Origin of the sequence: Klenkia terrae, assembly GCF_900491935.1 — a bacterium.
GTDB lineage: Bacteria > Actinomycetota > Actinomycetes > Mycobacteriales > Geodermatophilaceae > Klenkia > Klenkia terrae.
This window is the reverse complement of record NZ_UEXK01000004.1, coordinates 4,268,837-4,281,732: the sequence shown is the minus strand read 5'-3', so window position 1 is coordinate 4,281,732 and position 12,896 is coordinate 4,268,837. Positions and strand designations below refer to the sequence as shown.

15 protein-coding genes are annotated in these 12,896 nt (G+C 74.5%); 4 read left to right on the top strand and 11 right to left on the bottom strand.

Going from position 1 to position 12,896, the window contains the following annotated elements:
* Positions 1–32: 32 nt before the first annotated feature.
* From LFA75_RS21235 to LFA75_RS21200, 8 genes are all read right to left on the bottom strand, one after another.
* A complete protein-coding gene (locus LFA75_RS21235; protein ID WP_225235572.1) occupies positions 33–227 on the bottom strand; it encodes a hypothetical protein in 195 nt (64 codons plus the stop codon).
* Positions 224–1,399, bottom strand: a complete 1,176-nt coding sequence (locus LFA75_RS21230; protein ID WP_225235571.1) for a zinc-dependent alcohol dehydrogenase — start codon at positions 1,397–1,399, stop codon at positions 224–226. The genes LFA75_RS21235 and LFA75_RS21230 overlap by 4 nt, the downstream gene beginning before the upstream one ends.
* Positions 1,396–1,851, bottom strand: a complete 456-nt coding sequence (locus tag LFA75_RS21225) for a hypothetical protein (protein ID WP_225235570.1) — start codon at positions 1,849–1,851, stop codon at positions 1,396–1,398. Before LFA75_RS21225 ends, LFA75_RS21230 begins: the two co-directional genes overlap by 4 nt.
* Complete coding sequence (locus LFA75_RS21220) at positions 1,848–2,453, bottom strand: DUF3618 domain-containing protein (RefSeq protein WP_225235569.1); 606 nt, start codon at positions 2,451–2,453, stop codon at positions 1,848–1,850. The genes LFA75_RS21225 and LFA75_RS21220 overlap by 4 nt, the downstream gene beginning before the upstream one ends.
* A gap of 16 nt (positions 2,454–2,469) precedes the next feature.
* Positions 2,470–2,901 carry a phage holin family protein gene (locus LFA75_RS21215; protein WP_225235568.1) on the bottom strand — a complete coding sequence of 144 codons (432 nt, stop codon included), beginning with the start codon at positions 2,899–2,901 and terminating at the stop codon, positions 2,470–2,472.
* On the bottom strand, positions 2,898–3,656 hold the full coding sequence (locus tag LFA75_RS21210) for a hypothetical protein (RefSeq protein WP_225235567.1): 759 nt from the start codon (positions 3,654–3,656) through the stop codon (positions 2,898–2,900). The genes LFA75_RS21215 and LFA75_RS21210 overlap by 4 nt, the downstream gene beginning before the upstream one ends.
* Positions 3,657–4,019: 363 nt before the next feature.
* Entirely contained in the window at positions 4,020–4,883 is an 864-nt protein-coding gene (locus tag LFA75_RS21205; RefSeq protein ID WP_225235566.1) for a manganese catalase family protein, read from the bottom strand.
* A gap of 108 nt (positions 4,884–4,991) precedes the next feature.
* Positions 4,992–5,690 carry a sensor histidine kinase gene (locus tag LFA75_RS21200; protein WP_225235565.1) on the bottom strand — a complete coding sequence of 233 codons (699 nt, stop codon included), beginning with the start codon at positions 5,688–5,690 and terminating at the stop codon, positions 4,992–4,994.
* Between the two features lie 65 nt (positions 5,691–5,755).
* On the opposite strand from LFA75_RS21200, the gene LFA75_RS21195 reads away from it, so the two are divergent.
* Together LFA75_RS21195 and LFA75_RS21190 are read left to right on the top strand one after the other, a co-directional pair.
* Complete coding sequence (locus LFA75_RS21195) at positions 5,756–6,430, top strand: response regulator (protein ID WP_225235564.1); 675 nt, start codon at positions 5,756–5,758, stop codon at positions 6,428–6,430.
* Between the two features lie 221 nt (positions 6,431–6,651).
* Positions 6,652–7,926 (top strand): Nramp family divalent metal transporter, encoded by a 1,275-nt coding sequence (locus LFA75_RS21190; RefSeq protein ID WP_225235563.1) that lies wholly within the window; start codon positions 6,652–6,654, stop codon positions 7,924–7,926.
* 2 nt (positions 7,927–7,928) lie between these two features.
* Here the strand turns inward: LFA75_RS21190 and LFA75_RS21185 are convergent, their stop codons facing one another.
* Positions 7,929–8,414: a GNAT family N-acetyltransferase gene (locus LFA75_RS21185; protein ID WP_225235562.1), complete on the bottom strand. Its 486-nt coding sequence runs from the start codon at positions 8,412–8,414 to the stop codon at positions 7,929–7,931.
* 177 nt (positions 8,415–8,591) lie between these two features.
* Here LFA75_RS21185 and LFA75_RS21180 point away from each other — a divergent pair, with 177 nt between their 5' ends.
* Both LFA75_RS21180 and LFA75_RS21175 read left to right on the top strand, forming a co-directional pair.
* Positions 8,592–8,867 carry an isoamylase early set domain-containing protein gene (locus LFA75_RS21180; RefSeq protein ID WP_225235561.1) on the top strand — a complete coding sequence of 92 codons (276 nt, stop codon included), beginning with the start codon at positions 8,592–8,594 and terminating at the stop codon, positions 8,865–8,867.
* A 133-nt stretch (positions 8,868–9,000) separates the two neighbouring features.
* The gene (locus tag LFA75_RS21175; protein WP_225235560.1) at positions 9,001–10,443 is read left to right on the top strand and encodes a M1 family metallopeptidase; all 1,443 of its coding nucleotides are present in this window, start codon (positions 9,001–9,003) and stop codon (positions 10,441–10,443) included.
* A 68-nt stretch (positions 10,444–10,511) separates the two neighbouring features.
* Here LFA75_RS21175 and LFA75_RS21170 read toward each other — a convergent pair whose 3' ends face one another.
* Together LFA75_RS21170 and LFA75_RS21165 are read right to left on the bottom strand one after the other, a co-directional pair.
* Entirely contained in the window at positions 10,512–11,714 is a 1,203-nt protein-coding gene (locus LFA75_RS21170) for a fatty acid desaturase family protein (protein ID WP_225235559.1), read from the bottom strand.
* 47 nt (positions 11,715–11,761) lie between these two features.
* Positions 11,762–12,835 carry a ferredoxin reductase gene (locus tag LFA75_RS21165; protein ID WP_225235558.1) on the bottom strand — a complete coding sequence of 358 codons (1,074 nt, stop codon included), beginning with the start codon at positions 12,833–12,835 and terminating at the stop codon, positions 11,762–11,764.
* Between the last annotated feature and the right edge of the window lie 61 nt (positions 12,836–12,896).

Below are 12,896 nucleotides of genomic sequence, written 5' to 3'. Positions count from 1 at the left end.
CGCCCCCCCCCCCGCCGGTCCGGCCCGGCGCTCTAGCCGACGCCCTGCACCACCCCGACCACCTGCTCGACGGCGGTGCCGTGACCGGGCTCGTCACCGCTGTCGGGGTCGTTGGGCGCGCACTGGCTGACCCCCAGCATCACCGCGAAGATGATCACGACCACCCCGACGATGGCACCGAGGACGGCCGCCCGGCCACGGCCCCGGTGCCGGCGGTCGGCGCTCACGAGCCCGGTTCGAAGACGGTCCGGACGCAGCCGTCCGCCTTCTCCTTGAAGATCCGGTAGCCCTCGGCGGCCTGGGTCAGCGGCATCGTGTGGGTGGCCAGGTGCTCGGTGGTGAGCACCCCGCTCTCCATGTGCCGCAGGATCTCGGGCACGTACCGCTGCCCGTGCTGCTGGGCGCCCCGCACGGTCAGGCCCTTGTTCATCATCGCGCCGAGCGGGAACTTGTCGACCATGCCGGCGAAGACGCCGAGCACGAAGACGCTGCCGCCCTTGCGGCAGGCCCGGATCGCCTCCCGCACCGCTGACGGCCGGTCGGTCTGCAGCCGCAGCTGCTGCTTGACCTGGTCGAACGCGCCCTGCACCCCGGTGCTGTGCGCCTCCATGCCGACGGCCTCGATGCAGACGTCGGGCCCACGGCCGCCGGTCCGCTCGCGCAGCTCGGCGACCACGTCGGTCGTCGAGTAGTCCACCGCCTCGGCCCCGATGTGCCGGCGCACCTGGGCCAGCCGCTCGGGCAGCCGGTCGATGACCACCACCTGCTCGGCGCCCAGCAGCATGGCCGCGCGGGCGGCCATCTGGCCCACCGCGCCGGCCCCCCACACCGCCACGACGTCCCCGGGCTTCGTCCCGCCCAGGTGCGCCCCGGTCCACCCAGTGGTCACCGAGTCCGAGGCGAACAGCGCCCGGGTGTCGGACACCCCGTCGGGGACGAGGAAGCAGCCGACGTCGGCGTAGGGCACCCGCATGTACTCCGCGTGGCTGCCGGCGTCGCCGCCCATCGCGTGGGAGTAGCCGAAGCAGCCGCCGGGGCTCTGCCCCCACAGGCCCTCGGTGATCCCCGGGTCGGGGTTGCCGTTGTCGCACAGCGAGTAGAGCTCCTGCGCGCAGTACCAGCACTTCCCGCAGGCCACGAAGGACGGGACGACGACCCGGTCGCCCACCTTGACCTTCTGCACGCCCGAGCCGACCTCGACGACCTCGCCGGTGAACTCGTGGCCCAGCACGTCGCCGGCCCGCATGGCGGGGATGTACCCGCCGATCAGGTGCAGGTCCGACCCGCAGGTGACCGTCTTGCTGATCTTGAGGATGACGTCGTGGGAGTTGAGCAGCTGGGGTTCGGGGACGTCCTCGACGGCGACCTCGTTGACCCCCGCCCAGATCGCGGCCTTCACAGCACGCCCTCCTTCGGTGCCCGGGCCGCCGCACCCTCGAGGGCGGCGCCCTGGGGGGTGGCCTTGCGGGTGCCGTGCGGCTGGGGGTCCACCCGCAGCACCTCCCCCACCTCCGCGAGCTGCTTGGTCCGGCGCAGCGCGGCCCGCAGCTCCCCGATCTGGTCGGTGGTCGGCGAGCCGTGGAACCGGGCGGCCAGCTCGGTGCCCCGCCCGCCCGGTGCGGCTTGCATGCGCACCTCCAGGTCGGACCCCAGGGCGTCGAGCTCCGGGAACGGCCCGGCCAGGTCGTCGGTGTAGACCGTGACCGCCCGCCAGCGCGCGGCGGACACCTCGGCCGGCTCGGTGGTCGAGGCCTGCCCGACGCCGGGGATGCGGGTGTGCTGCAGCTTGCCCAGTGCCGCACCGCCGAGGCTGGCCGCCCGGGACAGCACCTGCTGCAGGGGGCCGCTCACCGGGCGTCCTGCACGGTGTCCTTGGCCTGCTGCGCCTGGCCCTGCACGTCACCGGCCGCCGACTGCCCCTCCTCCTTGACCGTCTGCACGGCCTCCTGCGCGGTGCCCTTGACCGACTCCACGGCCTCCTGGGCAGCCGGCTGCAGCGCCTGGCCGGCCTCCTGCGCCACCTGCTTGGCCGACTCCTTCGCCGACTCCAGCAGCGGCTGCGCGGCGTCCTCGGCCTGGGCGGCGAGCTGCTTCTCCTTCTCGCTGGTGGGCAGCAGGGAGGAGACCAACCAGCCGACGCCGAAGGCGATCAGACCGGCGGCCATCGGGTTGCCGCGGGTCTGGGACACCACGGCGTCCGGTGCCTGGGCCACCCCGTGGGCGGCGTCGTGCGCGGCGCCCTTCACCGGGCCGGCCATGCCGCCGGAGGAGGAGTCGCGCCCCATCACCCGTCCGCGCAGGTCGTCGACGGCCCGCTTGGTGCGGGTCACCCGCCGGTCGACCACCCGGGCCGGGTTGACCTTCTCGTTGAGCGCGTCCACGTCGTAGCTGAGGTTCGCGCGGGTGTCCTCGATCTGCTGGCGGATGACGTCGGGGTCGCTGCTGCTGGTCATGGCGGGTCCTCTCGGGTCAGGAGTTGGGGGTGACGGCGCCGGGGACCCGCTGCAGGGTCTCCACGGTGCGCTCGGGCTTGGGGTTGACGGTCTTGAGCTGCTTGCGGCCGAGCACGAACAGGACGCCCGCGACGACGGCCCAGACGACGGCGACGATGAGCGCCGCCCACCCGGCCGGCATCGCGCTGGCCAGCGCGGCCCACAGGGCCAGGCTCAGGAACAGCACGGTCAGGTGCCCGGCGTACCCGGCCCCACCGAGCATCCCGGCGCCCTTGCCCGCCTTGGCGGCCTCGGCCTTCACCTCGGCCTTGGCCAGCTCGAGCTCCTGCCGCATCAGCGTCGACAGGTCCCGGCTGACCTCGCCGAGCAGCTGCCCGACCGAGGTGCCCTCGACGTCGGGGTGGCCGTCGTCGGTCGCGGGCTGCCCGCCGGTGTAGGGCGTGCTCATGCCTGGCCACCCCCGGCGGTCCCGTACGGCGCGGGCGGCACCGGGGGCGCTGCGGGCGCGGACGGCGCGGGCGGGACCGGGCTGTAGCCGGTGACCGGGTCGTAGCCGGGCCCGTCGGCGACCGGCGGGACGGCGGCGTACCCGGCCGCCGCGCCGGGCGCACCGGGCAGCGGTCCGGTCCCGGTGGTGACGTCGTGCGGCGCGGGCGTCGGGGTGGTCGGCGTCGGGGTCGAGGAGGTGCCCGGGCCGTCGTCCTTGTGCGCGGCGACGACACCGCCGGTGAGCCGGCCGGCCAGCACCCCGGCGACGGCCGCGCCGAGGAGGAACGCGCCGGGCCGGCGGCGAGCGAAGCTGCGCACGTCCTCCAGCAGGTCGGCGGGCTCGCGGTCGCGCAGGTGGTCGGCGAAGGACTCCACCCGGCCGGTGGCCTGGCGCAGCAGGTCGGTGGCCGGACCGGAGGCACCCTCGCCGTCGGTCAGCGTGCGCAGCTCCTCGGCCAGCGCGGACAGGCTGCCGGCGGCCTTCTGCTGACCACCGCGGGCCTGCTCGGTGGCGTGCTCCCGGCCCTGGGAGAGCAGGTCGGAGGCCTGCCGGCGGGCCTCGCCGGCCACCTCCTTGGCCTGGTCGGCGGCGGTGCCGGCGACCTGCTTGCCGGCCTCCGCGCCGGACTGGCCCACCGCGCGGGCCTGGTCCTTGGCCACGTCGGTCGTGGACGGGTCGCCCGAACCGGTCGGGGTGTCGAGGGAGTGGGACATCGTTCCTCCTGGGGGTGCGGGGTGGGTCAGGNAAAGAGGGGGGTGCGTCGGGCGGGGCCGGGTGTGTAAAGGGGACGGTCGGGGGGGGGGCGGGGGCGGGGGCCGCGGCGGGGGGCGGGGCTGCGCCGTGCTGCCGGGGGTGGGGCGGGCGGGCGGGCCGGTGCACGGCACCGGCGGCGACGACGACGCCGGCCAGGGGCGGCGCCCCGGGCACGAGGACGGCGACCAGCACCGCCAGCAGCAGCGTCAGGAGCAGGGGCAGGGAGCGGGGGCTGAGCAGCACGGGGCACCTCTTCCGTCGACGTTCCGGGCAGGGGTCGAGCAGGTCACCGGGGCCCGCGGGTGCGGGCCCCGGTGGAGCGGCTACTTGAGGGCGTCCTTGGCCTTCTGCAGCAGGGACTCCCCCGGCACCGGCGGGGTGCCGAACAGCCGCGGGTCGCCCGGCGGCAGGATCGGGGCGTCGGCGTGCGCGGCGATCGGGGCGGCCGACAGCGTGTTGTCGGTGCCGTCCAGGGCCGGGCCGTTGGCCCAGCGGCCGGCCGCGGCGTCCGGGCCGTCCGAGGCGTCGATGAACGTGTAGGCGAACTCCGGGAGCTCCTCGTCCAGCGGGAACGCCTCGGGCACCGGGATGCCGTCCAGCCCGTCGGCCTTGAGCTCCTCCATGGCGGCCAGCCACTGCTGCTGGTGCATGTGGTCGCGGGTGAGCAGGAAGCGGAGCAGGTCCTTGACCCCGTGGTCGTCGGTCATGTTCCACAGCCGGGCGACCTGCAGGCGGCCCTGCATCTCGGCGGTGGCGTTGTAGGAGAAGTCGGCGAACAGGTTGCCGCTGGCGGTGACGTACGCGCCGGTCCAGGGGTTGCCCATGCTGTCCATGTAGGAGGCGCCGGAGCCGTTGGCGATGAGGTGCTGCGGGTTGTGCTGGCCGTAGCCGGCCGCCGCCTCCTTGGTCCGGTCCGCGGCGTCGGGCTTGAGCGGCGCGTGGTCCAGCAGCCGGTCGATCATCGTCACGATCATCTCGACGTGGGCGAGCTCCTCGGTGCCGATCGCCAGCAGCATGTCCTTGTACTTGCCGGGCAGGCGGCAGTTCCAGCCCTGCAGCAGGTACTGGGTGGCGACGGTCATCTCGCCCCACTGGCCGCCGAGGACCTCCTGCATCTTGCGGGCGAAGTCCGGGTCGGGACCGTCGGGCTTGGCCTCGAACTGCAGGGCGTGGGTGTGGGTGAACACGGCGTCTCCTCATCGGTGGTGGGTCGAGCGCCGCGTCGCGGCCTCAGACCCTCACTCCCCATCCCGGGTGGCCCACCGGGGCCCGTCCGTGGCCCCCGCGGGCCCGGTTCAGCGGTCGGGCAGGTCGACCACCACACCGAGCCCGGCCGGCCCGCGCCGGCAGGTCACCCGACCGCCCAGCTCACGGGCCTGCCGCTGCACCGACCACAGCCCGAGCCCGGTGAGGTCCCCGGGCGGCCGGCGGGCCTGCAGGTGCTCCACGACGCGGTCCGGGACGCCGGGCTGGGTCACCACCAGCTGCACCCACCCCTCGCGCACGTCGGCGGCCACCTCGACCGGGCGGCCCGCCCCGTGCCGGTGCGCGTTCTCCAGCAGGTTGGTCAGGATCCGCTGCACCCGGGCGTCGCCCACCGGGACCTCCGCGGCGGCGGGCTCGACGTCCAGCCGCACCTGGCCCGCGGGCAGCCCGGAGGCCTGCAGGCTCGCCCGGACGACGTCGACCAGGGCCCGCGGCCAGCCGCCGGCCGGCAGGGCTCCCCCGGTCGCGGACGCCGTCCGCAGCATCGACACCAGGCTGTCCGCCTGGGCCAGGGCCAGCTCGGCCACCGGGTCGGCGTCCGCGCCCTCGCGGGCCAGGTGGCCCAGCAGGGCGTGCAGGCTGGCCAGCGGCGTGCCCAGGTCGTGGCACAGCGCGCGGACCAGCGCCTCCTCCTCGGTGACGACCACCGGGTCCACGGGCCGGCGGCGCAGCCGGCGCAGGAATCCGGTCCGGGAACGGCCGGTCGTGGTGTCGCCGGTGATGGTCACGGGCACACCCCCTGACGACCCAGCGGCCAGAACCGTCGCCGGCAGTCCCCCACCCCGGGCGAGTGATGACCGAACTGCGTGCGACCCCTCCCCCCACCGTCGACGTCGTGCTCGTCGACGACCACCCGCTGTTCAGCCGTGGGCTGGCGATGCTGCTGCCGCCGGCCAGCGGTGGCCGGCTGCGGGTGGTCGGCTGCACCGACGACGCCTCCGCCGCGGCCGCCCTGGTCCGCCGGGAGCAGGCCGACCTGGCCCTGGTCGACCTGGCCATGCCGCCCCCGGGCGGGCTGCGGGCGATCGCGGCGATCCGCCGCACCGCCCCCGCCGTCCGGGTGGTGGCCCTGTCGGGCACCGCCGACGAGGAGGAGCAGCTGGAGTCGCTGCGGGCCGGGGCGGAGGCGTTCCTGCCCAAGGCCGCCGACCCCGACAGCCTGGCCCCGCCGCTGCTGGCGCTGGTGCAGGGCTGGTCCGTCGTCCCCGCCGAGCTGCTGCGCCGGCTGCTGGCCGACGCCGCGCCGCGGGAGGACCGCGGCGTGCTGGGCCGGCTGTCGGCCGACGACCGGCGGCTGTGGCGGCTGGTGGCCGCGGGCACTCCCACGCTGGACATCGCGCTGGCGCTGCACGTGTCCGAGCGGACGGCCAAGCGCCTGGTGGCCGGTCTGCTGCGGCAGCTGCGGGTGTCCAGCCGGACGGAGGCCGCGGCGCTGGCCGGCCGGGTGGGCCTGACCGCGGCGGAGTGAGGCGGCAGAGGTGTGAGGCATCGGGATCCCTGGGGGCGGGGTGATCGCGGTGCGGAGGGCCCCCTGCTGGACCTCCGGTCGGTCCCCCCGAGTCGACGGGATCCGGCCCGGGCGCGCCACCCGGGACGCGAGGCTGGCCCCCGGGGGCCACGACCGGCCCGCGCGGGCCGGTGGCCCGGGCACCGCAGGAGGGACCGTCCGTCGTCCGCCCTGGGGGTCCCGTGTTCCTGTCCCGCACCGAGGCCGCCGCGCTGCCGCGCACACCGACCCCGCCGCCGCCCACCCGCCGACGGACCCGGCTGTGGCCGATGCTCGGCCCCGCCTTCGTGGCCGCCATCGCCTACGTCGACCCCGGGAACGTGGCCACCAACGCCACCGCCGGCGCCTCGTTCGGGTACAGCCTGCTGTGGGTGGTCGTCGCGGCCAACGTGCTGGCCGTGCTCGTGCAGACGCTCACCGCCAAGCTCGGGCTGGCCACCGGCCGGGACCTGGCCACGCTCTGCCGGCAGACGCTGCCCCGGCCGGTCACCCGCGGCCTGTGGGTGCAGGCCGAGGTGGTGGCCATCGCCACCGACCTGGCCGAGATCGTCGGCGGGGCCGTGGCGCTGAACCTGCTGTTCGGGGTGCCGCTGCCGATCGGCGGCGTGCTGACCGCGGTCGTCGCGTTCGCCCTGCTGGGGCTGCAGCGGTTCGGCCACCGACCCTTCGAGCGGGCCGTCACCGGGTGCCTGCTGGTGATCGCGGCCGGCTTCGGCTACACGATGCTGGACGCCGGGGTGGACCCGGCCGGGGTCGTGGCCGGGCTGGCCCCCACGCCGCTGAGCGGGGACGCCGGGGTGCTCGCGGTCGGGATCCTGGGTGCCACGGTCATGCCGCACGTGGTCTACGTGCACTCCGCGCTCACCCCCGGCCGCTACGGCGACGCGGTGACCGCCGCGCGCACCCGGTCCGGGAGGGGGCGGCTGCTGCGGGCCCAGCGGCTCGACGTCCTGCTGGCCATGCTGCTGGCCGGCGTGGTGAACGCCGTCCTGCTGGTGGTCGCCGCGGGGCTGTTCTCCGGGGAGGGCGAGCAGAGCCTGGAGAGCGTGCACGCCGGGCTCGCCGAGCGCAGCGGGCAGGGCGCCTCGATCGCGTTCGCGCTGGCGCTGCTGGCGTCGGGGTTCGCGGCGTCCTCGGTCGGCACGCACGCCGGCCAGGTGGTGATGGCCGGGTTCCTGCAGCGCAGCATCCCGGTCCTGCTGCGCCGCACCATCACCGTGGCGCCGGCGGTCGGCCTGCTGGTCTGGGGCGCGGACCCGACGACGGCGCTGGTGTGGTCGCAGGTGGTGCTGAGCTTCGGCATCCCGTTCGCCCTGGTCCCGCTGGTCTGGCTCACCGCCCGCCGGTCGGTGATGGGCGCCTGGGTGAACCGCCGGGTGACCACGGCCGCCGCGGTGCTGGTCGCCCTCGCGGTCACCGCCCTGAACGCCTGGCTCGTGGTCGACGTCCTGACCTGAGGTCAGCCCAGGGGCCGGGCGTAGACCAGCAGGTCCGTCCCCGGCATCGGCGACCAGTCGCGCTCGGGCAGCCGGGTGAACCCGAGCCGGGCGTACAGCCGGTGCGCGGCGTGCATCCGCGGGTCGGTGGACAGCACCATCGTCGTGGCGCCGGCCGCGGCGGCGCGCTGCAGGCAGGCGGTCACCAGCGCCTCGCCGATCCCCTGACCGCGCACCGCGGGGTCCACCACCAGCATCCGGAACGCGGCCTCCTCCGGCCCGGCGGTCACCTCGCCGAAGTCGCCGTCCAGCACCAGGGCGACGCTGCCGACCAGCCGGCCCTCCAGCCGGGCCACCAGCAGCTGCGCCCGGGCGGCGCGGCCGGCGACGTCGGCCAGCTGCTGCTGGTACCCGGGCCCCGCCCAGCCCTGGGAGACGTAGGTCTGCACCGTGAGGTCGGCGATCGCCGGGAAGTCGGCGGGGTCGGCGGGCTCGACGAGGACGGTCACCGGCGGACGGTAGCCCGGGCTCCCCACCCGTCACACCCGCCCCAGTTCGGGCCCGTCGCCGGTGTGGCGGCTCTGGGCCCGGCACTGCTCTCCCTAGGTTCAGCAGCACGCCCCGCAGGACCGGCCGCCGACGCCCGGAACCGCACCACCCGCGCCCCGCCTCCCCCGGAGTACACCGTGATCCGTCTCAAGAAGAACCCCGCCGACGTCGCCGTCACCTTCGCCCTCGACGAGCAGGCCGCCCCCGGCCCGGTCTCCGTCGTCGGTGACTTCAACGGCTGGACCCCCGGCACCCACACCCTCAAGAAGCGCAGCAACGGCACCCGCAGCGTCGTGGTGAAGCTGCCCGTCGGCGAGGCCGTCCGCTTCCGCTACCTCGCCGACGGCGGCGTGTGGCTGGACGACCCGACCGCCCACGCGCACGACGAGCAGGGCTCGCTGCTCCACCTCTGAACCCCGCAGGACCCGGAGCCCCCGTCGCAGCACCGGCGGGGGCTCCGCTGCGTCCGGGGCCTGTCGCCCGGGCCCGCACACGGTTAGCGTCCCTCAGGACCGGTCCACAGCGGACCCCCAGGGAGGGACCCCGATGCACCTGCCCCGCGCCGCAGCACCCGGTACCGCACTCGTCCTCGCCGCCGCCCTCGTCCTCGGCGGCGGCGCCGCCCAGGCCGCGCCCGGCAGCCCCGGCCCCCGCTACGCCGACGGCAGCACCACCTCGACGGACCCGTACTTCCCGAACGCCGGCAACGGCGGCTACGACGTCGCCGACTACGGACTGCAGCTGGCCTACGACCCGGCGACCGGTCGGCTGGACGGCACCGCGACGATCACCCTCACCGCCACCCAGGACCTGCGTAGCCTGAGCCTGGACCTGCGCGGGCTGACCGCCACCGCGGTGTCCGTGGACGGCAAGCCCTCCCGGTTCGCCCAGACTCCCCCGCCCGCCGACGGCCGCGGCGGCGAGCTCGTCGTCCAGGTGGCGCCCAAGCTGCGCGCCGGCACCCAGCACACGGTCACCGTCGTCTACGGCGGCGTGCCCGGCCAGCCGACCGACATCGAGGACGCCAACTACGGCTGGACGTCGACCCCGGACGGCGCCCTGGTCGCCAACGAGCCCGAGGGCGCCTCGACCTGGTACCCGGTGAACGACTCCATCCTCGACAAGGCCACCTACACCTTCGCCATCACCGTGCCCGAGGACCTGACCGCGGTCGCCAACGGCGAGCCGGTCGGTGCCCCGGTCACCGTCGACGGCCGGACGACGTACACCTGGCGGGCCTCGGACCCGATGGCCAGCTACCTGTCCACCGCGTCGATCGGCGACTTCGTCGCGACGGAGTCGGTGGGCCCGGACGGGCTGCCGATCCTCGACTACGTCGACGCCGACGTCACCGGCAGGGCGCTCGAGGTGACCCAGGAGGCGCTGGCCCTGCAGCCGGACATGATCGCGTTCTTCGAGGGCATCTACGGGCCCTACCCGTTCACCTCGTTCGGCTCCATCGTCGACGACGACTCGGTCGGGTACGCGCTGGAGACCCAGACCCGGCCGGTCTACTCCGGGTACGCCGACGAGGACACCGTCGCCCACGAGCTGGCGCACCAGTGGGTCGGGGACAGCGTGACGCCGACGACCTGGCGCGACATCTGGCTCAACGAGGGCTTCGCGACCTACTCGCAGTGGCTGTGGTCGGAGTCGCGCGGCGGCCCGTCCGTGGAGGACCTCTACGCCGACATCTACTCGATCCCGGCCGACGACGAGTTCTGGGACACCCCGCCCGGTGACCCGAGCCCGGAGACGCTGTTCGACGCGGCCACCTACGACCGCGGTGCCGCGGCGCTGCAGGCGCTGCGCACGCAGATCGGGGACGGCGCGTTCTTCCAGCTGCTCCGCGACTGGACGACGACGAACGCCGGCGGCTCGGTGTCGACCGACGACCTCCAGGACCTCGCCGAGGAGATCAGCGGTGAGGACCTCGGCCAGTTCTTCATCGACTGGATCGACACCCCGGCCAGGCCCGAGGGCTACTGACCCGATCTCAGCTCGGACGCGCAGGAGCCCCCGTCGACCGTGGTCGGCGGGGGCTCCTGGTGCGTGGATCAGGCGGCGCGCTGCGCCCGGTCGTAGGCGCGGCGGACCTTGGGACCACCGGTGGTCAGCTTGTAGAGCTGGGCCACCTGCTGGGGCGCGTTCGCCGGCGTGGTCGCGGCCATCCAGCCGTTGGGCAGGGAGAGCCGGAAGACCTTGTGCCAGGCGCTGCCGACCTGCCGGGGCAGCGACGCGGTGTGGTACCGCAGGCCGTACTCGTCGAAGATCGCGCGGACCTTCGGGGCGATCTCGGCGTACCGGTTGCTCGGCAGGTCCGGGAACAGGTGGTGCTCGACCTGGTGGGACAGGTTGCCGGTCATGATGTGCATGGCCTTGGACCCGGAGATGTTGGCCGAGCCGAGCATCTGGCGCAGGTACCACTCACCGCGGGTCTCGCCCTCGATGGAGGTCTTCTCGTAGGTCTCGACGCCCTCGGGGAAGTGCCCGCACATGATCACCGAGTGCGACCACAGGTTGCGGACGACGTTGGCCACGAAGTTGGCGGCCAGGGTCGGCACGAAGCTGGGGCCCGACAGCGCCGGGTGCACCAGGTAGTCCTTGGTGGCCTGCTTGCGGATCTTGCCCAGCACCTGCTTGGCGGCTGCCTTGAACTTGGGGTCCTTGCGCCGCTCCGGGGTGGCCAGGTTCTTGCCCAGCTCCAGGTCGTAGGCGGCGATGCCGTACTCGAAGAAGCACGCGTTGACGAAGTTCCACAGCGGCTGCGCCAGGTACAGCGGGATCCACTTCTGGTCCTCGTCGACCCGCATGATCCCGTAGCCGAGGTCGTTGTCCTTGCCGATCACGTTGGTGTACGTGTGGTGCAGCTCGTTGTGCGAGTGCTTCCACTGCGCCGACGGGCTGGCCATGTCCCACTCCCACGTCGTGGAGTGGATCTTGGGGTCGCGCATCCAGTCCCACTGGCCGTGCAGGATGTTGTGCCCGATCTCCATGTTCTCGAGGATCTTGGCGACCGAGAGGCCCGCCGTCCCGAGGATCCAGGCCGGGGGGAACTTCGACAGCAGCAGCACCGCGCGGCTGGCCAGCTCGAGCTTCCGCTGGACGTCGATCACCTTGCGGATGTAGGCGGCGTCGTCGGCACCGCGGCTGTCGGCGATCTCCTTGCGGATGGCGTCCAGCCGGCGGCCGATCTCCTCGACGTCCTCGGCGGACAGGTGCGCCACGGGGTTGTCGGACTTCTTCTGCAGTGCGGTCACGGTGGTTCTCCTCAGCCTGGGGGAACGGGTGTCGTGGATCGGGTGGATCAGTGGTCGATGTCGCAGTCGCCGGCCGCGGCGCTGACGCAGGTCTGCACCAGCACGCCGTCGCCGGGGGCGGCCACGGTGAGCTCGCCGTTGCGCAGGTCGCGGACGGCGCCCTCGCGCAGCGGGAGCACGCAGCCGTAGCAGATGCCCATCCGGCAGCCGCTGGGCATGATCAGCCCCGCCTCCTCGGCGGCGTCCAGGATCGGGGTGGCGCCGTCCGACGGCACCGTCGTCCCGGTCTGGTTGTAGGTGACCGAGCCGCCCTCGCCGGTGACCAGCACCCGCGGGCGGAACTGCTCGATCAGCAGCCGGTCGGCGATGTCCTCGGCGGCCCAGTGCTCCTCGAGGGCCTCGAGCAGACCGGCCGGGCCGCAGGCCCAGGTGGTGCGCTCGGCCAGGTCGGGCACCAGCTCGGCCAGCTCGGCGGGCTTGAGGAAGCCGTCGGTCTCGGTGTGCCGCTCGACCAGCCGGAGCCCGCCGGTGGCGGCCATCGCGCGCAGCTCGGCACCGAACACGACGTCGTCCGCGGTCGGCGCGGAGTGCACCAGGACGGCGTCGGGCAGCTCGTCGAGGTGGTTGCGCAGCATGCCCATCACCGGGGTGATGCCGGAACCGGCGGTGACGAACAGCGCCTTGGCCGGCCGCTGCTCCGGGAGGGTGAACTCACCGGTCGCCTGGTCGAGCTGGATGACGGTGCCCGGGCGCAGCTCGCGGACGACGTGGTTGCTGACCTTCCCGCCGGGGATGGCCTTCACGCAGATGCTGATCGTGCCGTCGGTGGCCGCCCGGTCGGAGGTGACCGAGTAGGCGCGCCACTGCCGGACGCCCTCGACGTCCACACCGATGCGGACGTACTGGCCGGGGACGTGCTCGCGCCAGCCGCGGCCGGGCCGGATGACGACGGTGGCGGCGTCGGCGGTCTCGGGACGGACGTCGACGACCTTGCCGCGCAGGTCGGCGCCGCTGCGCAGCGGGGCGAAGATGTCCAGGTAGTCGCGGGGCAGCAACGGCGTGGTGGCCGCCTCGACGAAGCGCGCCACGCGCTCGCGGAGGTTGGGTCCGGTCGTCGGCATGGTCTGATCATGTCCCACCTGAGGGATGAATACCTGTGCCCTGCATGTGAATCCGGGTGTA